The organism is Sinomonas notoginsengisoli (genome assembly GCF_021554725.1).
Lineage (GTDB): Bacteria > Actinomycetota > Actinomycetes > Actinomycetales > Micrococcaceae > Sinomonas > Sinomonas notoginsengisoli.
Genome location: NZ_JAIZDP010000006.1, coordinates 167,027 through 190,365 on the forward strand (window position 1 = coordinate 167,027; position 23,339 = coordinate 190,365).

The window sequence follows — 23,339 nt, forward strand, 5'->3', positions numbered from 1 at the left end:
GGGGCAAGATTGAGCCATGTCTGAATCCGCCACGCACCGCGCCCACGACGTCGTGCTGCGCCACATCGAGGACAGCCTCCGCTCCGGGACGCTCAAGCTTGGAGACCGGCTGCCCGGAGAACGCGCGCTTGCGGAGCAGTTCGGGATCTCGCGGGCGTCCGTGCGCGACGCGATCCGCTCGCTCGAGGTCATGGGCATAGTCCGCAGTGCGACCGGATCCGGGCCGAACTCGGGGACGATCGTCGTCTCGGACCCGTCCTCCGCTCTGGGGGTGGCCCTGCGCATGCACGTTGCGAGCAGCGGGCTGCCGCTCAAGGACGTGGTCGAGGCGCGCATGATGATGGAGACCTGGTCACTCGAGCACGCCGCCGCCGCGCCGTGGACCCCCGAGCAGCTCGACGACGCCCGGCGCCTCCTCGACGCGATGGAGGACGACGCGCTGCCCTCGCAGATCTTCACGCTCCTCGATGCCCAGTTCCACGTGGCGCTCAGCGCCCTCGCCGGCAACGTAGTGGTGAGCACGATGATGGAGTCAATGCGCGAGGCCATCCGTGGGTACATCGACGACGCGGTGCTGCGGCGCGGGGGGTGGGACGACGTGGTGCACGTGCTGCGCGAGCAGCACCGGGGCATCTTCTCTGCGGTCGAGGCCCGCGAGGGCGAGCTCGCCTCGCGCCTGGTGCGCGAGCACATCGAGTGGTTCTACCACCAGACCCTCTGACCCGCTGCGCAGCACCCACGCTGCGTTGTGGGGCCTAGACCTTGGTCCGGTGGAAGTTGAGGTGGCTCCGCGAGGCCGTGGGCCCGCGCTGGTTCTGGTACCGGTTGCCGTAGGCACCCGATCCGTATGGGTGCTCGGCGGCCGAGGAGAGGCGGAAGAAGCACAGCTGCCCGATCTTCATCCCGGGCCACAGCTTGATGGGAAGGGTCGCGACGTTGGAGAGCTCCAGCGTCACGTGCCCCGAGAACCCGGGGTCGATGAACCCGGCGGTCGAGTGGGTGAGCAGCCCGAGGCGGCCGAGCGATGACTTCCCCTCCAGCCGTGCGGCGATGTCCTCCGGCAGCGTCACGGTCTCATACGTGGAGCCGAGGACGAACTCTCCTGGGTGGAGGATGAATGACTCGTCCGAGTCGACCTCGACGAGGCGCGTGAGCTCGGGCTGCTCCTCTGACGGGTCGATGTGGGCGTACTTGTGGTTGTCGAAGAGCCGGAAGAACCGGTCGATCCGCACGTCCACACTCGAGGGCTGCACCATAGCCGGGTCGTACGGGCCGAGCTGGATGCGCTCGGCGTCGATTTCGGCACGGATGTCGCGGTCTGAAAGGAGCACGTCTCCAAAAGTACCGCAGGCTGCGTGCACCATTGCCGCGGTGCGACTGGTGGGAATAGGGTGACCAACGGGATCGGTGTGACGAAGGCCTGGTCCGGAAGGGACTGGCGGATGCGACGTTGGGTCATGGCCATCACCGTGGCAGCCACGGCGGCACTTGCCGCCGCGACGCCCGGCGCCCCCGCGCCGTCGTCCGCTCCCAATGCGGCGAGCCAAGCGCAGGTCAGAGCGCACGACGCCGTCCCCTCGCCGAGCGCTGCCGTCCCGCCGGAGACGGCGAACCGCAGCGCTGAGGTGCGCCTCGCACCGGCGGAGGCGCCCACGAGCAGGACCGAGCCGCAGGTGAACTCGATCGAGGCGGCGCGCGGGCCGGACACCTTCGACCCGGCCATCACCTCGCTGACCCCGCTCACGGCCCCGATGGGCGATACGAGCAACCTGGTTCGAGACGACAACTCCGCCCAGGTGCTGACCGTGTTCAACGCGATCAACGCGTACCGTGCGCAGTATGGCCTGAACCCGGTCCGATACCACCTGAGCGTGCAGGACCTCGCGCAGGAGTGGAGCGACAGCATCGCGAGCCGGGAGGTGATCGAGCACCGCGCGAGCTTCTGGACCGACCCGCGCGCCCTCGGTCCGAACAACGGCGCCGGTGAGGTCATCGCCGTGCGTTGGGACCGGGACGCCGCGCAGCTAGTTGAGTGGTGGAAGACCTCGCCGTCGCACAACGCGATCCTGCTCGATGCGCGGATGAGCGTGATGGGCATTGGCATCACGTTCACGAACGGCAACCCCATCACGACCCCCAACCGGTACACCATGTGGGGCGTCGTGGACTTCTTCGGCTACACGACGCTTCCGTCGGGGACCACGGCCGCGCCCGGCGGAACGCAGCCGGCCCCCGCACCCCCGCCGGCCCCGGCACCAGCCCCCGCCCCGGCACCTGCTCCGGCACCTGCCCCCGCGCCGGCACCGACCGCCCCTGCCCCGGCACCGGTCAACCCACCAGCCAGCGTCCCGCTGGTCCCCGCGGGGGCGGAGCTGTGCGCGGCTGCCGGCCGGTTCCAGCCCACTACCCAGGACACCTCGCGCGCTTCGCTGCACAGCCCCGCGGATGTGGTGGCCCTGGATTCGAGCGGGTCGATTCAGGCCTACCCCGCGGCCGGCGGGAAGCTCGGTGCGCCTGCCACCATCGGCACCGGATTCGGGAACGCCCAGTCGGCGATCTCCGTGGACTGGGACCGCGACGGCATCCTTGACCTCCTCGTGCAGTGGCGCGACGGCAGGCTCGTGCTGTACCCGGGGCTTGCCGCGGGCGGATTCGCCGCGCCCGTGACGCTCGGCCAGTCCGGCTGGGACACGATGACGGTGGCGGCCGGGCTGTGGTGCGGGACGAACCGCCTCCCCCAGCTCCTGGCCCTCGATCCGGCCGGAAACCTGTATTTCTACCCGAACCGGGGCACCGGGGACATTTTTGAGCGCGCCCTGCTCGGCACCGGCCTCCCCGTGGGGCCCACCGCAATCCTCGACGCGAGCGGGGACGGGATCGACGACCTCGTGGTCCAGCGCCCGGACGGCGCGCTCGTGCTCTACCGCTCGCTCGGGCAGGAGCAGCTCGTGGCCGAGGCCCGGCCGGTGATCGCTTCGGGGTGGGGCACGAGCGGCCCATTGCGGGTCCTCCAAGGTCTCGATGGCCCTAACACCCTCGGGATCACTGCGGTTCGCGCCGACGGGTCTCTCGCCTACTGGCCGCTCGCGGGCGGGCAGTTCGGCGCGCCCCGGACGCTCGCGACCGGCTGGACCGGCCTGCGGCTCGGCTGAGCGCATGACGCCGCCCGCCGCGTTGCGCTTCGGCGGCGCCGCGAGGTGGCCGACCCAGCACGCAGCCCGTCCGGGCCCCGCCCGAGGCGAGCACGCGCCGTCGTGCGCTACTGCTCGAGGACGCTCTTGAGGGTCTCGAGCTGGGCGACCTCGTGATCCATGGTCTTCTGGATCATGCCACCCATGAGCTTCATGAACCCGGTGGGCTCGAAGGAGAGGCCCAAGGAGACTTTCGTGCCGCCGGGCTCGGGCGTGAGGAGGAAGACGCCGTGCGGCCGCGCGGGCCCGGCGATGACGCGGAAGCGGAGCACCTCGCCGGGACGGGCCTCCGTGATCTCGTAGTCCCCGTCGATCTCGCGCCCACCCGGACCAGAGAGCCGCTGTGCGTAGACAGCTCCTTCGCCGCCAGCGGGGCCGGAAGCGTGGGAGACGGAGCGGACGCCGGAGCGCCACTTGGAGTTGTTGAGCCCGTCTGCGAGGAACGCGTACACGTCCTCGGGAGTGCGCTTGACGAGCACGGAGTATTCAGCCGCTGCCATGCCGGTCAGAGTATGGGCGTCAGCTGGGATCCGGCTGGGAAGAACCCGGCGTGTCGTGCCCGAGTTCCTCACGCATCTCGGCGCGGCGCTTGGGCGAGGCGAAGGCGAGGCGCATGTGGTCGTTCGTGAGGACGTCCGCGACGCCGATCATGAGCACGGCGAAGACGATCTGCTCCACGACCATCCAGTACGGGTACAGGCCGGGGATGGTCGCGACCACGAGGGTCACGACCGGGAAGATCTGGCTGAAAAGCCGCAGCCTCTGGTACCCCCAGTAGTAGCCCTGCCGGGCGCGCCAGGCGAAGAAGAACAGCGTGACGGTCATGAGGAGCACGACGACGCCGCGGAACCACGCCGCGAACCCCACCTCCGTGCCGCGCGCCTGGAGCACGACCGCGATCACGACCGCCCCGAGACCGACCACACTCTCAAGGCCGGTCGTTGCGCCCGCCCTGGGCGCGGGGGTCATCCCTTCGGTTGATCTTCGCCGAAGTCACCGCCTGAGGCGCCGACGTCACCCCGCGCGCGGCGACCACGCGCCGTCGTGCGCACCAAAAGGCCGCGCCGACACCGAGTGCGGCGGGCCACGCGAGGTACAGCCCGCACGAGGCCGCGATCCCCATCACCGCGGCGAGCCCCACACCGGCCACGGCGCGTGGCCCCCGACCGGGCAGCAGGCGCAGCGCCGCCGCGAGCCCCGCCACGTACACTGCGATGATCGCCGCGGTCACGAGCCGGACCAGGACCTCGCTCGTGTCCGGCCCGCCCGCAAGGATGCCGAGCCCGACGCCGCTCAGCACGGCCACGGCAACGAGCGCGTTGCGTCCCCGTCCGAACCACCCCGGCAGGGACGCTGAAACGCCGAGCGACCGCCCCAGCTCGACGGCGCCGGTCGCGTAACTCGTGAGGGTGCCGAGCGTGAGCACGACGGCGAGCCCCGCCGTGAGCGCCTCGCCTGCCGGGCCGAGGGCGTACGCTAGCAGGGACGCGAGCGGTGCGTCGCCGCCGGCGCCGTCCCCGAGTGCGAAGATCGACACCGCCGCGAGGGCCAGGTAGAGGACGCCGATCGTGATGAGGGCCAGCGCGGTGACCACGCCCAGGTCGCGCCTCGGATCCCGGAACTGCCCGCCGAGGTAGCTCATCGCCTCCCAGCCGGAGAAGGCCCACATGATGAGCGCCGCGGACGGTGCCACCGCGCTCCAGCCGTGCGGCGCGAACGGCTCGATCCGGCCCGCGTCGACGCGGCTGGCACCCGCGCCGATCGCGATGACCAACACCGTCAGGATCGTGCCAGCGATGATCAGCTGGAGCGTTGAGGACGTCCGAACACCCGCCCACACGGCCCCGAGCACGGCGGCCGTGATGCCGCCGGCAACCCCCACGGCAGTCCAGCGCGGAGCCCCGAGCGCGTGCGCCACATACTGGCCCGCGAACAGTGCGGACGCGGGAATGCCGAGGGGGATCGTCAGGTAGAACCACCAGCCGGACGCCGTGGCCCAATACCCGCCGAACGCGCGACGCACGTACGTCGAGACGCCCCCGCCGTCCGGCAGCAGCCGCCCGAGCGAGGAGAACGTCCAGGCGATCGGCACGGAAGCCACCACGAGCGCGGCCCACGCGAGCAGGCTGGCCGGCCCAGCAGCCCGGTAGGAGAGGGCGGGGAGCGCGATCACGCCCGTGCCGAGGACCGCCCCGAGGTAGTACGCGAGCCCCCGCACCCGTCCTAGTTCCCCGGCCCGCACGGGGCGGATAGCAGTGTCAGCACTCATGCACCCAACGCTAGGAATCCGGGCCCCCACCCACGAGTGCAAACCGTGCCGCGGACCGCTAGATTTGTGCCATGGCCTCAATCCCAGCCTCGCCGGTAGCCCACCGCGTGGGCCTCGTCCTCACGGACAACCTCCCGATCTTCGAGCTCGCGGTCCCCTGCGAGGTGTTCGGCGTCGCGCGCCCGGACCTCCACGACCCGTGGTACGAGCTCACCATGGTGCGCGGCGAACCCGGTGAGATCACGACGGCGGGCGGGCTCGCGCCGTCGTCCGCGGAACCACTCGCGGCGCTGCGGGAGGTGGAGACGATCGTGGTCCCGGCGTGCGAGCGGAGCCTCCAGATGGACCCCGCGACGCACGCCCCGCTCCTGGCCGAGCTGCGGGCGGCGGCCGGACGCGGGGCGCGGATCGCGTCGCTGTGCTCGGGGGCGTACCTGCTAGCCCAGGCGGGGCTCCTCGACGGGCGCGACGCCACGACGCACTGGATGAACTGGGAGGACTTCGAGGACTCGTTCCCGCGGGTGCGGCTGCGGCGGGACGTGCTGTTCACCGCCGATGCCGGCGTCTACACGAGCGCCGGGACGGCCGCCGGGGTGGAGCTGTGCCTGCAGCTCGTGCGCGAGGACTTCGGCGACGCGATCGCGGCGAGTGTGGCGCGGCGCATGGTCGTGGCCGAGCGGCGCGGGGCAGCGCAGTCCGAGTACCTCGAAGCGGTCCCGCGACCGCTCCCGGCGGACCCCCTGCGCCACGCGATGGACTGGGCCGAGAAAAACCTGCACGACCCGATCGGCCCGGACGCGATGGCCCGCCGGGCACGCATGAGCCGGCGCACCCTGTACCGGCGGTTCGAGGCGGCCACGGGCACGTCGCCGTCACAGTGGCTGCTCGAGCGGCGGGTCGACGCGGCACGCCGGCTCCTCGAGTCGACCAACCTGCCCGTGGAACGCGTTGCCGAGCGCGCAGGCGTCGGGTCCGCGGCGAACCTGCGGGCGCACTTCGCACGGCTCGTGGGGATGTCGCCGTCCGCCTACCGGGACGCACGACGCCGCGTGCCTGCCTGAGTGCCGCCCCGCCGCCTCCGCCTCGGACCACCCTCGCACGTACTGTAAGCTGGGTGGAGCCCTTCGGGGCATGCGGCCGTAGCTCAATGGCAGAGCGCTCGCTTCCCAAGCCAGATACGCGGGTTCGATTCCCGTCGGCCGCTCCACTCCAGCCCCCGGGTCTCTGCCCCGGGGGTCTTTTTGTGGCCCGGGGCCTGGTCCCACAGTGAGAGCCGGGCCACAGAGCCTTCCGGGCTGTGGGGGTAGAATTGGGCGCGATGAATCGCACACTGTTCAAGTCCAAGATCCACCGCGCCACGGTCACGCATGCTGACCTGCACTACGTCGGCTCGGTGACGATCGACCTTGACCTCCTCGAGGCGGCCGACATCCTGCCCGGCGAGCTCGTCTCCATCGTGGACATCACCAACGGCGCGCGGCTCGAGACGTACACGATCGCCGGTGAGCGCGGCTCGGGCGTGATCGGCATCAACGGCGCCGCAGCACACCTGATCCACGAGGGCGATCTGGTCATCCTCATCACGTACGCGTCGATGAGCACCGAAGAAGCCCGCGAGTTCGTGCCCACCGTGGTCCACGTCGATGCCGAGAACAGGATCGTCCAGCTCGGCACCGATCCCGCCGAGGGGCACGGCGGGGGCATGCTCCGCCCGCCCTTCGCCATCCAGGCGCACCTCAACTAGGCACCACGCGGCATTACGCCCGGCACGGGAGGGCGCCGACGGCACGCTAGTCTGGGACGCATGCCCTCAGGAGACCGCTTCCTTGCCGCGTGCCCCAGCAGGTCGGCGTGCTAGGAGTCCTCTCGGGGTTCTTCGTCGTCTGGGCGATCATCGGCGCGGGCTGGTTCGTAGCCCGCAAGCAGCTCCTCGGAGCGAACGCCCAGAACGTCCTGAGCAGGCTCTCGTTCTTCGTCGCGAGTCCGGCCCTGCTTCTCGAGACCCTCGCGAATTCAGATCTGAGCACCGTCTTCTCCTCCCACCTCCTGGTCATCACGGTGAGCTCTACCGTGATCGGCATCGTCTCCTTCGCGGTCTTCCGCTGGGTCCGGCGGCGTGAGTTCTCCGAGTCGCTCGTCGCCTCCATGAGCTCATCGGTCGCCAACTCGGCTAACCTCGGCATCCCGATCTCGGTCTTCGTGCTCGGCAACGCAAGCTACGTCGCCCCGCTGCTGATCTTCCAGCTCGCGCTGTTCACGCCGACCTACCTGCTGATGCTGGACGGCACGACTGCCACGGCCAAGCCGGGCGCCGCGCGGGTCCTCCAGTTTGTGCTCCCCGTGGTGACGAACCCGAACATCGTGGGGTCGATGGTCGGCCTCGTGCTCGCGATGACGAAGTGGCACCTCCCCGAGCTGGTCATGCAGCCGATCCACCTGATCGGCGGGGCGGCGATCCCTGCGATGCTCATGGCGTTCGGGATCTCGCTGCAGGGCTCCCGCCCGCTCAAGGCGGACGACGGCCGGCGCTTCGACACCCTCCTCGCCTCGGTGCTCAAGCTCGTGGCGCACCCGCTCATCGCCTACCTGTTCGCACGCTTCGCCCTCGGGCTTGAGGCGCATGCGCTGTTCGCCGCCGTGGTCACCGCCGCTCTGCCAACCGCGCAGAACGTCTACGTCGCTGCGCAGCGCTATCAGCGCGGCATCGTGGTGGCGAAGGACACCGTGCTCATCACCACCGTGGTGGCCGTCCCGGCCATGGCCATCATGGCGGCCCTCCTCGCCTGACGAGACGCAGGTTCCCCACCATGAGGGGTCACTTCCCCACCATGAGGGGTCACTTCTCTACGCCCGGACGTCACCTCACAGCAGGTTGGCCTCGAGCGTCCCCTCGACGAACTTCCCGAGCCGCTCGGGCGTCCAGCCGCGCTTGATGACGAGGGTCTCGTAGAGCTCGGCGGACGTCGTCATGAAGAAGACGTCGGCTGCCTCGTCCTCGTCTACCCCTGGCCGTAGGAGCCCGCGGGCAATCACTTGGCGCGCATTGTGGAGCATGCGCTCATACCGGGCGTTGTCGACAGCGTCCAGGAGGGCGGCCATGTCGGCGTCGCCGCTCGCCGCAGCGTCCCGGATGAGCAGCATAATGGGCGACCCCCGCGGGCTCAGCTCAGAGACGAACCGTCCGAACTGCGCCATAAGCGCCCGCGCGTCCGTGGCCGCCTGCTGCGCGGCGTCGGAGCGCGCCTCGGCGGGAACGTCCTCCACGCCGAGCAGGCTCTCGTCATAGATGGCCCGGACGAGGCCCGGCTTGCCGCCGAAGTTCTTGTACACGAACTCCGCCGAGACGCCGGCAACGCCGGCGATCTGGGCGATCGTCGTGGCCCCGTAGCTCTGGCTCAGGAAGAGCGCGCGGGCGTGCGCGAGCACCGCCCGCCGGGACTCCTCGGCCCGCGCCCGCCGGCCCGCTGAATTGTACGCACGGGACGCGGCAGACCCTTTGACTCCAGCAGACACTGGGCTTAAACTCCAATCAATACAGTTAGCTGTATCCAAATGAGCGTACCAGCCTCCGCCCTCATCCAGCATCCCCAGCACAGGAGCACATCATGGACGCCTCAGGAATCGATCTCCTCCCCGACGGCCCCGTCCGCCGAATGATCGCCGCCGCGAACCGCCACGACCTCGAGGCGATGGTCGCCGAGTTCACCGAAGACTACGAGAACGTCACTCCCAACCACCCAGCCCGCAGCTTCACGGGCCGCGCCCAGGTCCACCGGAACTGGGAGACCCTCTTCGCCGGCGTCCCGGACCTGAGCCTCACGGTCCACGCGGCCACCACGGCGCCGGACGGCACCCTCTGGATGGAGTGGAGTAACGCGGGAACGCGGCGCGACGGCATCGCGGTGCACATGGCCGGCGTGTCCATCCTCACGATCCGAGACGACCACATTGCCGGAGCGCACTTCTACCTCGAGCCGGTTGACCCGGGGGCCGGGGACGTGAACGCTGCCGTCCGTGAGGTCACGGGAGTCGCCGCGCCAACACCCCAGGAGGCCAGGCCATGATCCTGATCGTCGGCGGTACCGGCCGCCTCGGCCGCGAACTCGTGGAGCAGCTCGCCCGCGCGGGCGAGGCCGTGCGAACCCTCTCGCGCGGCGCGTCCCAGCCCATCCCGGAGACGCACGACGGCGTGGAGCGGCTCCGCGGCGACCTCGCCTCGCGCGCGGACTGCGACCGTGCCGTCAAGGGCGCGGACCAGATGGTCTTCGCGGCCTCGGGGTTCGGCCTGCCCAAGGGCGGGGACCCCCGGAGCGTGGACCGTGACGGCGCCGTGCGCATCGTGCAGGCCGTGGCGGAATCCGGAGTGCGGCACGTCATCATGATGTCGATGGTCGGAGCCGCACCGGACGCGCCCATCGAGTTCCTGAGGATGAAGTTCGAGGCAGAGGAAGCGGTGAAGTCGTCCGGCATGGAGTGGACCGTGATCCGCCTCGGCTCCAGTCTCGAGCAGCAGCTCGTGGTGCTCGGCGATCCGCTCGCTGCGAAGGGCACCGTTCCGCTCTTCGGCTCCGGCGCCGCCCCCGTCACGTTCACCTCGACTGCAGACGCCGCAGCGATCGTCCGGCGGGCCCTGACAGACCCGGCGTTGAGGAACCGCACGATCGAGTGGGGCTCCGAAACGCACACGTCCGGAGAGCTCGCCGCAATGCTCATCGAGCATGCCGGGAAGGGGCGGGTCCAGCGGATCCCCACCGCTGTCCTCAAGGCGATGAGCGTCGTCGCCCGTCCCTTCTCGCCCTTCATGGCACGCATGGCGGGGGCAGGACTGTGGATGGACAGCGGCGGCGCGGCCTTCGACGTGCGCCCGGCGCGCGCCGAGTTCCCCGACATCCCAGTCAGGGGGATGCGCGAGGCGGTAGCGTCGTTGAACCAGCCGCACGGATGAGACGAGCGCAACCGGGCACTGCGCGCCCATTGGTAGGGTGGAGCGGGTGCAGACCAGCTCCGCCCTCCTTCGGACCGCCGCTGCCTGGCTGTTGGCCCTCGTGCTCGCCATCGTCGCATCGGTGGTGGCCATCACTACAGTCAAGAACACCGTGACTGCGCCGGACGTCCCAGTCCGTGCCTACATCGAAGCCCTCCAGGCCGGGGACGGCGCCCATGCCCTCGGGCTCCTGCATGCATCGGTTCCCGCTGGGAGTGCGGCCCTCCTGGACGGCCCCCCGCTCAAGGACTCGATGAGCCGGGTCAAGGACCTCACGTTCGACACCGTCAGGGCCAACGGCGACCACGCGAGCATCGCGGTGCGCTACACCGTGGACGGCCAGAGGCACGAGAGCCAGTTCGCGGTGGACCGCACAGGCACCGACTGGCTCTTCTTCCCGCGCTGGTCCATCTCCTCCACGAGCCTGCCCACGCTGACCGCCACAGTAGTCAACTCGTCCCGCGCCACCCTGAACGGCTCGACCGTGAACATGCCGGACGGCCGCAACTCGTTTCCCGTGTTCTTCCCGGGCTCCTATGTCGGCTCGCTGGAAGGCGAGCAGTTCGCCGCGGAGCCGCGCGCCGTCGTCGTGAGCGGTCCTGGGCCGGCAGGTCCGCTGACTCTCACCACGAAGGCCACGCACCAGCTCGTGGACTCCATCAGCTCCAAGATCCACGGCTACCTGGACGACTGCGCGCGCACGGCAACGCAGCAACAGCGCCTCCAGCCCGACTGTCCGTTCTCGCTCGCAACCAACACGCGCATCCAGGATGGGACCATCGCGTGGAGCGCATCTGCCTATCCCACCGTTTCTGTCGAGCCGTATCAGGGCCGCTGGACGCTCGCCCCGCTCACCGGAAAAGCACGGCTCAAGGCCACCGCAATCGACCTGTTCACGGGCGCCAAGTCCCCTCTGGACATCGAGGTCGCCTTCGATTTCGGCGCGCGCCTCGACGTCACGGACACCGCCATCACCGTGACGCCTCAGCTCAAGTAGGCCCCACGCAGCCCTTGGGCAGGCGAGCCCGTCTGGATTCCGACCGGCTTTCGGGGTGCTCACGCTGTGTCCCGTCGCGACGCGCCGCCGTTTCGGCCTGGCCGCCAGCCAAACTAGGTCGGAATCACCACACGGGCCACCGGACGCCCTGCGAGCGGGCGCGAGACCTCGCCGACCAGCACCTCCGGCCGGTGCACGACGTCGGCGTACCCGTACCTCAGCACCACGAGGCCGCCCAGCTGAGCGGCCCTGTCGCGCACGCGGTCCTTGCCGCGCTGGACCCGCTCCTCGTGCGTCCTGCCGTCGAGTTCCACAATGATCCATCCCTCGATGAGCAGGTCCACCCAGCCGATTCCGTCAATCCACACCTGCGCCTCCACTCTGAAACCGGCCCGGCGCAGCAAGGTCCTGGCCAAGGTCTCAAGGAGGGAGTCCGCACCGCGGTCCACGAGATCGAGAACGGCCCGGGCCCTGCCGTTGCGAGGGCCATGCAGGTGGTCGCGGAGGTGCTTGATCGCGAGGCCCTTCTGCACGACGGCCGACTCCGCGATCACGAGCGCCTCGAACTCCGGGAGGCATCGCAGTGCATGGAGCACCACGTCTGTGAGGCCTGCAACCGGGGCAGCGGGATGGGGCGGGACGTGAGAGCCTCGATGCACGACGGCGTTCGGGGCACCTTCCCCTGTAGAGCGCAGCATATGGGGTCGGTCACCGGGTTGAGGCGCCCGCAGCACCCACAGCCCGTAACGCCCAGCCGCCGTGACGCAGGTCAGGAGCGAGCGGGTCCGACGGGCTAGGACGAAGAGCGGGTCTGCGGTGGGCAAGGCGTACAGTCCCTTACGGACCCGCAGCAATTCTCCGCCCGCAACCGCTTCCCGCACCGCTGGCTCGGACACCTCATGGCCCAGGAGGTCCTTGAGCCGTGCCACGCCATGGAGGCGCTCGAGGCAATGGGCAAGCTGCGGGTCCATGGACTTATCCTTGGCAGCCGGACGCCCGCAGCACATTCACGGGCGCGGCTATGTGGACAACCCCACCTAGATTCCGACCGGCTTTCAGAGCCATCGGTCCGTGTCGCGTCGCGACACGCCGCTCTCGGCCCGGCGCACAAGGGGAATGGCGGTCGAAATCACGACGGCGCCCCCCGTCACCGGGGATGGCCGGGGCGCCGTCATGCGTGGCCCTACAGCATCAGTCCAGGCCGCGCAGGTCGAGCGCGAGGGTGGCATCCGCGCCGTCCTGCAGCACGATGGGGATGCCCCAGTCCTGCTGGTACAGGTGGCACGCGGCGTGGTCCGGGATCTCCTCGCCGGGGGCGCCATCGCAGGCCGCGGCGCGGGCGGTGATGTGAAGGACGCCCTCCGTGACCGCTGGGTTGAGCTCGAGGGTGCGCGTGAGGCCCTGAGAGGTACCGGTACCGCCGAGGAGGAGTTCGGCAGGGGTCGAGGAGATCTTGAGCTGGGTCGGGTCGCCCCAGCGCTCATCGAGCTTCTGTCCGGTTGGCGCGGCGAACCGGATGGTGAGCCCGAGCGGACCCGGGGCCACGGGGGTCTTGGGCCGCTGCGTCTGGCGCTCTCCCTCGTCGACCTGCTGGGCCTCCTTCGGGATCGGCACAAGCACGAGCTCGTGGCGGTTCGTCTCGGTGACGAGCAGGAGCGGCTCGGCGCCCTCAGCGGCGGGCGGGACGACGACGACGTCGGCTGGCTCGGCGAGTCCACGCGCCAGGGTCGAGACGGTCCCCTTGCCGCCGCCTGAACCCCCGCTGCTCGGTGCATAGCGGCGCACGGCGCCGTTGTAGGTGTCCGCGATGGCCACCGAACCGTCGGGCAGGACGGCGACGCCGAGCGGGTGCTGGAGGCGTGCCTGCTCCGCGGGGCCGTCGCGGAAGCCGAAGTCGAACAGGCCCTCGCCCACGGCGGTCTCGACGGTGACGTTCCCATTCGATCCGGTCCCGCCGAGGCGCAGGCGGCGGAGCGCGGAGGTCTCGGAGTCAGCGACCCAGATGTCCCCGGACGGGTCGACAGCGAGGCCTGATGGCTGGGCGAACCACGCCTGCGTGGCCGGCCCGTCGAGGAGGCCCTCGAGGCCGGAGCCGGCGAGGATTGCGACCTTGCCCGTGAGCGGGTCGAACGTGAAGATCTGGTGGGTGCCCGCCATCGCGACGACCACCTTCTGGAGCTTCTCGCTCCACACCACGTCCCACGGGGAGGACAGGGACACGTTGGTGCTGTGGCCAAGGTAGCCGATATCCTCGGCGTCGCCGGCGAAGTCCGCGTGGTGCGCAACGGTTGCGGTCGTGGTGGCGGCAGCACCGGCGTCGTCCCTGCCTGCCTTCGCCCACGTCCCGGCCCCATCGCCGTTGACCCGCGCGGGCCCCGCGTCGAGGAGGCGCTGGACACCGTTGCCGGCTATGGTCTGGACGTAGCCGGAGCTGAGGGAGACACCGCGGAGGCGGTGGTTGACGGTGTCCGCTACGACAGCCTCATAGCCCGTCTGCCAGGCGATCGAGGGCGGCAGCACCGCAACCGCCTGCGGCTCGTTGAACTGGGCGGTCTCTGCCTGCCCGTCCAGGAAGCCCTTGGTGCCGGAGCCGATCACCCGCTCCACGGTCTCCAGATCGGGCCGGAGCTCTACGAGCCGGTGGTGGCCGGTGTCGACCACGAGGTAGTTGCCGTTCGCCAGAGGCACGGTCTGGCCCGGGAAGCGCAGCGTCCCGGCGGTGGGCTCGGGAGCGACGTAGGGACCGTCTCCGCGGTGCAGCGTGCCCTTGGCCTCATGTTCGGCGACGAGCTCCTCGATCAGGACACCGAGGCCACCGGAATGGCCCTCGCCGGAGAGGTGGGCCACGATGTAGCCCTCCGGGTCGACGACCACGAGCGTGGGCCACGCGCGGGCCGTGTAGGCCTGCCACGTGAGCAGGTCTGGGTCGTCGAGGACCGGGTGGTGGATTTCGTAGCGCTCGACGGCGGCCGCGAGCGCCACGGGGTCCGCCTCGTGCTCGAACTTGGGCGAGTGCACGCCGACGGTGACGAGGACGTCGTTGTACTTCTCCTCGAGCGGACGCAGCTCGTCAAGGACGTGGAGGCAGTTGATGCAGCAGAAGGTCCAGAAATCGAGGAGCACAATTTTGCCCCGGAGCGCCGCGAGGTCCAGCTCCGTCCCGCCAGTGTTGAGCCACGCGCGGCCGCCGAGCTCGCTCGCCCGGACGCGGCGTGCGCTGCGCAGGGCCTCGGCGGCGGACTCGGTGGATTCTGCGGTCACGGGTACTCCTCAACGTGCTCGTCACCGTCTGCTCGGCAACGCTCTTTGGGTCAACCCCATTATCCCGGGGTTTCTTCCGGACATTACGCCTTGCTACGCAGGCTGGGCGGCCGCGGCCGCCCAGCGGGACGCCGAAGCCCAGCCCACGGGGTGACCTCGGCGCCCCACGGGGTGACCTCGGCGATGCGCTACCGGCCTTGGGCCTCGTCCCGCTCCTGGAGCCTGGTGAACATGGCGTTGTACGCGTCGAGGTCCGCGTCGTGGTCGCGGTCGGCGGCGCGGTCCCCGCGCCGGGACTCGCGCGCGTCGGACATGGACCATTTGACGGCCACGCCGATCGCCACAATCAGGGTCGGGATCTCGCCGATGCCCCACGCTATCCCTCCACCGGTCTGCTGGTCCTCGATCGCAGACTGGCCCCACGGACGCCCGAGGTTGCCGAAGTAGGTGGGCTCGAGCAGGATGTTGGACCCCATGAGCGTGACGCCGAAGAACGCATGGAAGGCCATGGTCGCGAGCAGCAGCACGAGCCGCATCGGGTAGGGGAACCGCCGCGGCAGGGGGTCAGACCCGATCATGGTCAGCACGAAGATGTACCCGGTGAGCGTGAAGTGCAGGTTCATGAGCTCGTGGCCCACGTGGTCCCGCATTGCGTACCCGAAGAGGTCCGAGTAGTAGAAGAGGATGATGGACCCGGCGAAGTTCGCCGCGGCGAACAGTGGGTGGGTGACCAGCTGGGACCACTTCGAGTGCACGAACACGAGCAGCCACTCGCGCAGCCCGCGGCTGCCGTCGCGCCGCGGTGTGAGGGCCTTGAGCGCGAGCGTCACGGGCGAGCCGAGCACGAGGAAGATCGGCGCGACCATCGTCAGCATCATGTGGTCCACCATGTGCGCCGAGAAGAGCACCCGCCCGTATACCGCGGGCGGCCCACTCGTGATGTACGTGAGCACCAGCAGCCCGGCGAACCAGGAGGCCGCCCGCGGCCAGGACCACGAGTCGCCGCGACGGGCCACCTTGACCATGCCGAGGATGTAGGTCACGGCCCCGAAGAGGGCCACGGTGACCCACAGCCAGTCGGGGCGCCACTCGGTGACCCACCGGGAGGCAGTGAGCTCGGGTGGCAGCTGATACCCCGTGAGGATGAAGGCGGGCGACGCGTCCGGAGCGTAGGTGGTCGGCTCGGGCGGGGCGGAGCGGGAGAGTGCCACGGCGAGTCCGGACACCGCGCCCATGACCACGGCCTCGACGCCTATCAGCTGCCAGAGCACCCGCCTCGCCGACGCCCCCCGGCTCAGCTGCGGGATGACCCACTGCCGGTGCATGAACCCGATGCCTCCGAGCACCACCGCGAGCGTGGACTTCGCGAGGATGATCTGCCCGTACGCGGACGTGAACAGGTCAGAGAGGTTCGGCAGCCGGACGAGCGCATTGATCACGCCGGACGCGACCACGAGGATGAACGCGAACAGTGCGAGCGCGGAGAACCGCCGCAGCGCCGCCTCGGTCGCGTCGATGGCGCGGCTCCGACGCACGACGCCGTCCGCCCGGCTTCCGCGCGGTGCGGCACCAGGGCGGGACTCGCCATCGTACCCGGGGCCGCGGGCGTCCGGTCCCCCGGCAAGGGTGCGGCCGAGGAGCGCCAGGACTGCGATGCCCCCCACCCACAAGGACGCGCCGACGAGGTGCAGGAAGAGGGAGTTGATCGCGCCCTCATGGTCATTGGAGCTCGCGGAGTGCCCGATGAGTGCCATCGGTGCGAGACCGATGAGAGCGAGGAGACCGGTGAGCGCGAGGCCTGTCAGGGACCGCACGGCGAAGAGAAGCGTCGCGACCACGGCGGCGATGATCACGGTGGCGAGCCAGGCCCTGCCCACGTCGAGGCCGGTCATGAAGAACACCAGCTGCTTCGTGTACTCGGCCCCGCCGGAGAGGGGCTGCCCGATGAGGTCGGAGTGCGTCAGGATCAGGACCGCGATCGCGCTGAGCGTCCAGGCCACGGCGCCGCCCGTGGCGACCCGCAGGGCGCGCGTGAAGGCGGGGTGCTCATCGGCGTCGAGCGCCTCCGCCTCGGGCGCGCTGTCCGAGGCCCCGCGGTGCGAGCGCTGCGGCGTCGGGTGGCGCGGCAGGATGCCGACCGCGAAGGTGATCCCTCCGAGGACGAAAGCAAGCGAGAGGTTGAGCGTCGTCTTGGCCACAGGAAGGCCCCACCGCACGACCGCCCCGGGATCAAGCACCTGCCGCGCGGCGGCCGCGCCCGAGAAGAGCAGGGCGCCGGTCAGCGCCAGCACTGCGACGGCGAGCGCCGCGATCGCCCACCCCCGTGCAGGGCCCGCGTGTACCGCGGGGGCGGTGCTGGCGGCTGGGCGGACGGGGGAGGCAGGTCGTGGCACCCCTCCATTGTCCCCCACCGTCCAAGGGCGTCCGCACGGACACCAGCGCCCGGGAGCCCGCGAGAGGAAAGACGCCGGGAGGGGGCGGCGGCGTGATGCCGCTGCCCCCTCCCGGGGCGGTCTTGGTATTGGAGTCTACTTCTTCTTGCGGGAGGCAGCGGCCTTGAGCTTGGAGCCGGCCGTCAGCTTCACGCTGAAGCCAGCAGGGATGTCGATGGCGGCACCAGTCTGCGGGTTGCGGCCGGTGCGAGCGGCACGCTCGGTGCGCTCAACGGCGAGCCAGCCCGGAATGCTGATCTTCTCACCCTTGTGGACGGACTTCTCGAAGACCTCGAACAGTGCGTCGAGCACACCGTTGACTGCGGCCTGGCTGAGGCTGGTCTTCCCGGCGACCTCTGCGACCAGCTCGCTGCGGTTCTTAGCCATGTGTCCTCCTGGAGGTTTGGTTTCTACATGTCAGCCCGCGGCAGTGTGCTCTGGGCTGCTGTTACCGCAACTTACCAGCTAACCCGCGCGTGGCCAGCAGTTTCCCGCGTGTTTCCGGGCTTTTTCGGGCCTTTCTGCCCATTTTGCCCCCTTTTGAGCCGTGATTCGGGGGCGCAAGTCTCACTTAGGCGGCTCGGAGTAGGTTTGTGGCATGGCAGCGCCCGCGCCCTTGACCCGGCCTCAACGGGCCCTCGTGGACGCGTGGTTCGGGGCCTGGGAGCTCGTCGAGGACCTCTCCTGGGGCCTCCAGGGCATCCATGTCCTCAAGATCTCCACCGTGCGGGGTCCGGTGGTCGTGAAGGCCTCGGAGACCGGGCACCACATTGTGCGCGAGGCACGCGCCCACCGGCAGATGACCGGCCCCCTCACTGCCCTGGATCCGCCCCGCACCCCGGCGCTCCTGCACGCCGATACCCGCGCCGCCATCCTCGCCGCAGCGTGGCTGCCGGGACGCCTCCTTGAGGGCGGTCCGCACGAACACTCCGCCGAGGCCTTCCGCCAGGCCGGCGAGCTCCTCGCGCTCGTCCATGTCCCGAGGAAGGAGGCGGGCAGCTACGATGCTGCCGTGCTGAACAAGATCGGCGACTTCCTCCTCCGGGCAGCCGGCCTCGCGCCCGCGGACCACCTCAGTGTCGTCGAACGCCTCGTCGCCTCGCACCGCCCCGCCAACCGCTGGCTGTACGCGACCCACGGCGACTACCAGCCGCGGAACTGGATTGAGGACGGCGACTGGACCGCGGGCCAGGGACGGGTGAGCATCATCGACTGGGGTCGCGCCGGGTACCGTCCGTGGGTCACGGACCTCGTCCGGCTCGAGCACCAGTGGTTCCAGCCGCGCCCCGACCGCCCTGCGCACGACGGCGCCCGGCTGCGGGCGTCGTTCTATGCCGGCTACGGCCGCGACCCGGCACAGGAGCCCGACTCGTGGCGCCTCGACACCCTCCTCCAGTCGCTCGGGACCATCGTGTGGGCTCACGAGGTGCGCGACGCCGCTTTCGAAGAGGAAGGCCGGCGCATGCTCGCACGCGCCGTCGAGTGGTTCGGCTGAAGCAGCCCGAAACCGAGGCGGGCGCACGACGACGGGTGGGAACCCCGCCGTCGTGCGCCCGCCTGGCACCGTGCCCGCGTTGGGTGCGTCCTTGATCAGGCCTTCTCGGGCCGGTGCCCTTGCTTGGCGAGCTGGATCTGCTCGTAGACGTGGTGGCGCAGCTCGGTGAAGCGCGGCAGGGCACGGGTCTCGAGCTGGTCGCGCTCGCCGGGCAGGTCGATCACGAGGTCCTCCTGCACCACGGTCGGCGAGGAGGAGAGCATGATGACGCGCTGGCCGAGGTACACGGACTCGTCGATGTCGTGGGTGACGAACAGGACCGTGACGCCGAGGTCCTTCCAGATGCGCCGGATGAGGTCCTCGAGGTCGGCGCGGGTCTGTGCGTCCACAGCGGCGAAGGGCTCGTCCATGAGGAGCACCTCTGGCTGGTACGCGACCGCGCGGGCAATCGCGACGCGCTGCTGCATGCCGCCGGAGAGCTGCCACGGGTAGGAGCGCGGCACATGGGCCAGGCCCACGGCCTCGAGCGCCTGGTTCACGAGCTTCTCGCGCTCGGCCTTGGGGACGCGAGCGTTCTTCAGCGGCAGCTCGACGTTGTCCTTCACGCGGAGCCATGGGAACAGCGAGCGGCCGTACTCCTGGAACACCACGGCCATCTTCTTCGGCGGCCCCGTGACTTTCTTGCCGTCGAGGATCACCTCGCCCTCGGTGGTGGACAGGAGGCCCGCGATGCACTTCAGGAGCGTGGTCTTGCCCGAGCCGGACGGGCCCACGATGCACGCGAGCTCGTTGTGGCCGAGGTCGAACGTGAGGTCGCGGACGGCCTCGATGTCTCCTCCGTCGGTGCGGTACACCTTCTTCACGCCGCGCACGGACAGGAGCGCCTCGCCCTCGGGGAGGGTCCGTCCCCGGGGGACGGTCTGGGTCTGGGACTGGTCAGGCTGCATTCTCTACCTCTTTGAGGCCGTTGTACCAGCGGAGCACGATCCGCTGGATCCACTGGAAGATGAGGGACATGGCCACCCCGATGAGGCCGAGGACCACGATGCCGGACCACATCTCGGGGATCGCGAACGAGCGCTGGAACTGCACGATCGTGAACCCGAGTCCGGACGAGGACGCGAACATCTCGGAGATGACCATCAGGATCAGGCCGATCGAGAGGGACTGCCTCACGCCGGCGAAGATCTGCGGGGCCGCGGACGGAAGGATCTGGTACCGGACCCGGCTGAATCCGGTGATCCCGTAGGAGCTGGTCGTCTCGTTCTGCACCGGATCGATGGCGCGGACGCCCTCGATGGTGTTCAGCAGCACGGGCCAGACACAGCCCGAGACGATCACGGCGACCTTCATCGAGTCGTTGATGCCCACCAGGAGCATGAGCACCGGGACGAGGACAGGTGGCGGAATGGCGCGGAAGAACTCGAACACGGGCTCGGTGATGGCGCGCAGCGTGGGGCTCAGGCCCACGAGCAGGCCGAGCACGATGCCGAGGACAATCGCCACCGCGAGACCGGCCAGGAGCCTGACGATGCTGGGGAGGACGTCCGTGAGGAGACGGTCCCCGAACCAGGTCTGCGGGAACTTGCCCACAAGCGCGCCCGGGGTCGGGATGAAGAAGTTCGGCGCGCCGGATGTCGCGGCCCACCAGAGCGCGATGAGGAGGACCGGGAGCCCGATCCCGTACAGGAGTGCCTTGAGGACCTTCATACCGCGACCTCCCCGCGGATCGACGGATGCCACGCGAGCACGCGCCGCTCGACCCACCGTGCGGCGAGGTTCACGACGACGCCGAGCAGGCCCGTGGCGAGGATGAGGGCGTACATGCCCGAGATGGCGCCGCCGGACTGGGCGAGCGCGATCTCGCGCCCAAGGCCCGGGGACCCGATGACGAGCTCGGCCGTGATGGCGAGGATCAGGGCAACCGAGGCGGCGAGCCGGACGCCGGTCATGAGGTACGACAGCATGGTCGGAAACACGACGTCCCGCACGCGCTGCCACCACGAGAAGCCGTAGCTCTTGGCCGTGTTCATCGCGACCGTGTCCACGTCCGCCACCCCGTACAGCACCTGGATGAGAACTTGCCAGAAGCTCGCGTACACCACGAGCATGAGCGTGGACTCGACCTTGATGCCGAACAGCAGCACCGCGAGCGGGATGAGCGCTACGGACGGGATCGGGCGCAGGAACTCGATGGTCGAGTTCGTGGCCTTGCGCAGGAAGGCCGACATCCCGATGACGAGGCCCAGCACGGTCGCGAGCACGACGGCGATGGCGAGACCGATGGCCCACGCGGACATGGTGTCCCCTACGGCCTTCCAGAACAGTGCCAGGCCGAGGTCGTTGGCGAGCGCGGCGAGGACCTCCGAGGCCGGCGGCAGGTACTTGGCCTGTACGAGCCCGGTCGCGGGTGCGAGCTCCCAGAGCCCCAGGAAGGCGAGGATGCCCACGATGCCGAGGACCGGCGTCGTCCATCCCCTCCTCCCGCGGGGGCGTGCCTTGGAGCGCTGCGGAGTGCCCGGCTTCCCCCGGGCCACGGCAGCCGCCTGCGTGCTCATCGAGGCAGCAGCTCGTCGAGGTTCACAGGCTTGGTCAGTGTGCCGTACTTCTGCGCGGCATCGCCGAGCTTCTTAACGGCGCCCTTGTCGAAGGCGCTGCGGTAGAGCGGCAGGTTCATCTTGGCGCGCGTCGCGGCGTCGATCTTCGTGTAGGTGCCCACGATGTCACGGACCTCCTGCGGGTGCCCCTGGGCGTACTCGAGCGACTTGTTCATCGCCCTGGTGAACTTGCCGGCGAGCTCCGGCTTGTTCTTGATCGTATCGCCGCTGGTGAAGTAGCCGGCGATGTCGAGCTTCGGATCGAACTCCACGAAGTTGTTGCTGAGCACGCGATCGCCCGCCTCCACGCCTGCGGTGCGGAACGGATCGAGGATCCACGCGGCGTCGACCACGCCCTTGTCCAGCGCGGCCTGCGCGTCCGGGAAGGCTACCTCGACGAACTGCAAACTCGAGGGGTCGCCGCCGGCCTTCTCCACGACGGACTTGATGGTCGTGTCGCCGATGTTGGAGAGGTTGTTGACGGAGACCTTCTTGCCTGCGAGGTCCTTCGCCGTCTTGATCGGCGAATCCCCCTTGACGAGCACGGCGCCGAACTCCTTGGCCGGATCGCCAGTCGAGGAGGCGCCGTCCGCGACGAAGCGCATGTCCAGGCCCTTGTCCCGCGCCACCATGACCGAGATGAGGTTCGAGAACGCGAAGTCGTAGCTGCCCGACTGGACGCCCGGGACAATGGCGGAGCCGCCAGTGGCCGTCTGGATGTCGAGGTCGAGGCCCTCGTCGGTGAAGAACCCCTTGGACTTACCGAGCCAGATCGGCGCGGTGTCCACGATCGGAATGACTCCGACGGTGATCTTCTGGGCCTGGCCGCCTGCCCCGCCAGCGGTCTGCGTGCCGCCGCTCGGCGAGCCGGAGCCACAGGCCGCCAGCGACAGGACGGTGAGCGCTGCGGCTGCGGCGGTTGCGAGGCGCTTCATCATGGTGCGTTCCTTTCAGGTCCCCGGGTGCGTGGGGATTATTTGACCAGGAGGGAGTCGATCGAAGGCTGCTTGCCCACGAACTTGTACTTGAGCATGAGGCCGCCGAGATCGGTCAGCTGCTGCTCGCGAAGCTCCGAGGACATCTGCTCCATATTAAGCTTCTGCGCCGCGGCGGCGTCCATCTTAAGGAAGGTGCCGGCTGTCGTCTTGAAGCCCTGCTGGTCGTTCTGGACCGCATCGAGTGTGGTCTGCATGGCCTTCTTGAACTTCGTGACGGTGTCCGTGTTGGACTTGGCGTAGTTGCCGGACGTGAACGCCACCATGGTGGGAAGGCCCGGGATTGTCACCTGGTACGGGTAGCCGAGGAGACGGTAGTTCGGATCGTTGAGCATCTTGGTCATGAACGGCTCCGGGACCCACGCGGCGTCGATGTTGCCGCGGTCGAGCTGCGCCTGGGCGTCAGGGAAAGCGACCTCGCTGAACTTGACGGCCTTCGGGTCGCCGCCGTCCTTCGCGACGGACTCCATGATCGTGAGGTCGCCCTGGGTGTTCACCGCATTGACCGATACGGTCTTGCCTGCGAGGTCCTTCCACGACTTGATGGAGGAGTCCTTCTTGGCGATGACCGCCTCGATGTCATTGCCCGTGGAGATCGAGTTCGAGAAGCCGGTGACGACCTTCATGTCGAGGCCCTTGTCAGCCGCGACGAGGACGGACAGGGGGTTGCCCACAGCGAAGTCCATGCTTCCCGATGAAACGGCCGGGAGCATTGCTGCGCCGCCCTGACCGGTCTGGAACTGCACGTCCAGGCCTTCCTTGGAGAAATAGCCCTTGTCGACTCCGTACTGGACGGCGGCCGACGGCGCGATGCTGAGCACTCCCACCGTGACCTTGGTGAGCGAACCGCCACCGCTCTGCTGCGGTGCGCTGCCGCCTGACGGCGACCCGGACCCACAGCCGGTCAGAGCCAGGGCCGCGATGGCCGCGCCGGCAAGTGCCTTAGACAGGGTCTTGAACATGACATGCACTCCCTCGGTGCGGGGCGTCGAGTCACCGTCGACCCGAATGTGATGCACCCCACGTTCAGGAAGACACTATCTTCAATCATTGAGTAAATCAACTATTGAATTCGGAGACGTCTCCTCCGCGGACCTCGGGGCTAGGACCAACCCTAG

The 23,339-nt window shown here is 69.5% G+C and carries 23 protein-coding genes and 1 tRNA gene; 10 read left to right on the forward strand and 14 right to left on the reverse strand.

The genetic code is table 11. The features are described from left to right. Positions 1 to 16 precede the first annotated feature (16 nt). A complete protein-coding gene (locus tag LF262_RS11895; RefSeq protein WP_235780603.1) occupies positions 17 to 721 on the forward strand; it encodes a FadR/GntR family transcriptional regulator in 705 nt (234 codons plus the stop codon). Positions 722 to 755: 34 nt separating this feature from the next. Here LF262_RS11895 and dcd read toward each other — a convergent pair whose 3' ends face one another. Beyond that, positions 756 to 1,331 (reverse strand): dCTP deaminase, encoded by a 576-nt coding sequence (dcd, locus tag LF262_RS11900; RefSeq protein ID WP_235780604.1) that lies wholly within the window; start codon positions 1,329 to 1,331, stop codon positions 756 to 758. A gap of 111 nt (positions 1,332 to 1,442) precedes the next feature. Between dcd and LF262_RS11905 the strand changes: the two genes are divergently transcribed. Continuing rightward, positions 1,443 to 3,152, forward strand: a complete 1,710-nt coding sequence (locus tag LF262_RS11905) for a CAP domain-containing protein (protein WP_235780605.1) — start codon at positions 1,443 to 1,445, stop codon at positions 3,150 to 3,152. A 107-nt stretch (positions 3,153 to 3,259) separates the two neighbouring features. On the opposite strand, the gene LF262_RS11910 is transcribed toward LF262_RS11905, so the two are convergent. The 3 genes from LF262_RS11910 to LF262_RS11920 are packed head-to-tail and all read right to left on the reverse strand — an operon-like array spanning position 3,260 to position 5,460. Next, positions 3,260 to 3,691 (reverse strand): SRPBCC family protein, encoded by a 432-nt coding sequence (locus LF262_RS11910; protein WP_235780606.1) that lies wholly within the window; start codon positions 3,689 to 3,691, stop codon positions 3,260 to 3,262. A 19-nt stretch (positions 3,692 to 3,710) separates the two neighbouring features. Then, positions 3,711 to 4,160 (reverse strand): hypothetical protein, encoded by a 450-nt coding sequence (locus LF262_RS11915; RefSeq protein WP_235780607.1) that lies wholly within the window; start codon positions 4,158 to 4,160, stop codon positions 3,711 to 3,713. After that, positions 4,120 to 5,460 (reverse strand): APC family permease, encoded by a 1,341-nt coding sequence (locus tag LF262_RS11920; RefSeq protein WP_235780608.1) that lies wholly within the window; start codon positions 5,458 to 5,460, stop codon positions 4,120 to 4,122. The genes LF262_RS11915 and LF262_RS11920 overlap by 41 nt, the downstream gene beginning before the upstream one ends. A gap of 71 nt (positions 5,461 to 5,531) precedes the next feature. Here LF262_RS11920 and LF262_RS11925 point away from each other — a divergent pair, with 71 nt between their 5' ends. The 4 genes from LF262_RS11925 (at position 5,532) to LF262_RS11940 (ending at position 8,247) form a co-directional block, all read left to right on the forward strand. Then, positions 5,532 to 6,521 carry a GlxA family transcriptional regulator gene (locus LF262_RS11925; protein WP_235780609.1) on the forward strand — a complete coding sequence of 330 codons (990 nt, stop codon included), beginning with the start codon at positions 5,532 to 5,534 and terminating at the stop codon, positions 6,519 to 6,521. Positions 6,522 to 6,593: 72 nt separating this feature from the next. Further along, positions 6,594 to 6,667 (forward strand) — tRNA-Gly (locus tag LF262_RS11930). A 111-nt stretch (positions 6,668 to 6,778) separates the two neighbouring features. Then, positions 6,779 to 7,204, forward strand: a complete 426-nt coding sequence (gene panD / locus LF262_RS11935) for an aspartate 1-decarboxylase (protein WP_235780610.1) — start codon at positions 6,779 to 6,781, stop codon at positions 7,202 to 7,204. 107 nt (positions 7,205 to 7,311) lie between these two features. Next, positions 7,312 to 8,247, forward strand: coding sequence for an AEC family transporter (locus LF262_RS11940; protein ID WP_235780634.1), 936 nt, complete (start codon positions 7,312 to 7,314; stop codon positions 8,245 to 8,247). 75 nt (positions 8,248 to 8,322) lie between these two features. Here the strand turns inward: LF262_RS11940 and LF262_RS11945 are convergent, their stop codons facing one another. After that, a complete protein-coding gene (locus tag LF262_RS11945; RefSeq protein ID WP_235780611.1) occupies positions 8,323 to 8,886 on the reverse strand; it encodes a TetR/AcrR family transcriptional regulator in 564 nt (187 codons plus the stop codon). A 179-nt stretch (positions 8,887 to 9,065) separates the two neighbouring features. On the opposite strand from LF262_RS11945, the gene LF262_RS11950 reads away from it, so the two are divergent. From LF262_RS11950 to LF262_RS11960, 3 genes are read left to right on the forward strand one after another with little or no spacing between them, the layout of a single operon-like run. Beyond that, complete coding sequence (locus LF262_RS11950; protein WP_235780612.1) at positions 9,066 to 9,524, forward strand: nuclear transport factor 2 family protein; 459 nt, start codon at positions 9,066 to 9,068, stop codon at positions 9,522 to 9,524. Then, the gene (locus tag LF262_RS11955; protein WP_235780613.1) at positions 9,521 to 10,405 is read left to right on the forward strand and encodes an SDR family oxidoreductase; all 885 of its coding nucleotides are present in this window, start codon (positions 9,521 to 9,523) and stop codon (positions 10,403 to 10,405) included. Before LF262_RS11950 ends, LF262_RS11955 begins: the two co-directional genes overlap by 4 nt. A 46-nt stretch (positions 10,406 to 10,451) precedes the next feature. Then, on the forward strand, positions 10,452 to 11,441 hold the full coding sequence (locus LF262_RS11960) for a hypothetical protein (RefSeq protein ID WP_235780614.1): 990 nt from the start codon (positions 10,452 to 10,454) through the stop codon (positions 11,439 to 11,441). A 113-nt stretch (positions 11,442 to 11,554) separates the two neighbouring features. Here the strand turns inward: LF262_RS11960 and LF262_RS11965 are convergent, their stop codons facing one another. The 4 genes from LF262_RS11965 to LF262_RS11980 form a co-directional block, all read right to left on the reverse strand. Next, on the reverse strand, positions 11,555 to 12,412 hold the full coding sequence (locus tag LF262_RS11965; RefSeq protein ID WP_235780615.1) for a type IV toxin-antitoxin system AbiEi family antitoxin domain-containing protein: 858 nt from the start codon (positions 12,410 to 12,412) through the stop codon (positions 11,555 to 11,557). Positions 12,413 to 12,632: 220 nt separating this feature from the next. Next, complete coding sequence (locus tag LF262_RS11970) at positions 12,633 to 14,702, reverse strand: NHL domain-containing thioredoxin family protein (protein ID WP_235780616.1); 2,070 nt, start codon at positions 14,700 to 14,702, stop codon at positions 12,633 to 12,635. A gap of 188 nt (positions 14,703 to 14,890) precedes the next feature. Further along, the gene (locus tag LF262_RS11975) at positions 14,891 to 17,095 is read right to left on the reverse strand and encodes a bifunctional copper resistance protein CopD/cytochrome c oxidase assembly protein (RefSeq protein ID WP_372462771.1); all 2,205 of its coding nucleotides are present in this window, start codon (positions 17,093 to 17,095) and stop codon (positions 14,891 to 14,893) included. A gap of 135 nt (positions 17,096 to 17,230) precedes the next feature. Continuing rightward, positions 17,231 to 17,521 (reverse strand): HU family DNA-binding protein, encoded by a 291-nt coding sequence (locus tag LF262_RS11980; RefSeq protein WP_235780617.1) that lies wholly within the window; start codon positions 17,519 to 17,521, stop codon positions 17,231 to 17,233. A 211-nt stretch (positions 17,522 to 17,732) separates the two neighbouring features. On the opposite strand from LF262_RS11980, the gene LF262_RS11985 reads away from it, so the two are divergent. After that, positions 17,733 to 18,629 (forward strand): phosphotransferase family protein, encoded by an 897-nt coding sequence (locus LF262_RS11985; RefSeq protein ID WP_235780618.1) that lies wholly within the window; start codon positions 17,733 to 17,735, stop codon positions 18,627 to 18,629. Between the two features lie 95 nt (positions 18,630 to 18,724). On the opposite strand, the gene LF262_RS11990 is transcribed toward LF262_RS11985, so the two are convergent. From LF262_RS11990 to LF262_RS12010, 5 genes are read right to left on the reverse strand one after another with little or no spacing between them, the layout of a single operon-like run. Beyond that, positions 18,725 to 19,576, reverse strand: coding sequence for an ABC transporter ATP-binding protein (locus LF262_RS11990; RefSeq protein ID WP_235780619.1), 852 nt, complete (start codon positions 19,574 to 19,576; stop codon positions 18,725 to 18,727). Continuing rightward, positions 19,566 to 20,339, reverse strand: coding sequence for an ABC transporter permease (locus LF262_RS11995; RefSeq protein ID WP_235780620.1), 774 nt, complete (start codon positions 20,337 to 20,339; stop codon positions 19,566 to 19,568). The genes LF262_RS11990 and LF262_RS11995 overlap by 11 nt, the downstream gene beginning before the upstream one ends. Further along, on the reverse strand, positions 20,336 to 21,187 hold the full coding sequence (locus tag LF262_RS12000) for an ABC transporter permease (RefSeq protein WP_235780621.1): 852 nt from the start codon (positions 21,185 to 21,187) through the stop codon (positions 20,336 to 20,338). The genes LF262_RS11995 and LF262_RS12000 overlap by 4 nt, the downstream gene beginning before the upstream one ends. Beyond that, complete coding sequence (locus LF262_RS12005; protein WP_308190531.1) at positions 21,184 to 22,164, reverse strand: ABC transporter substrate-binding protein; 981 nt, start codon at positions 22,162 to 22,164, stop codon at positions 21,184 to 21,186. The genes LF262_RS12000 and LF262_RS12005 overlap by 4 nt, the downstream gene beginning before the upstream one ends. 35 nt (positions 22,165 to 22,199) lie before the next feature. After that, positions 22,200 to 23,183, reverse strand: a complete 984-nt coding sequence (locus tag LF262_RS12010) for an ABC transporter substrate-binding protein (protein WP_235780622.1) — start codon at positions 23,181 to 23,183, stop codon at positions 22,200 to 22,202. Between the last annotated feature and the right edge of the window lie 156 nt (positions 23,184 to 23,339).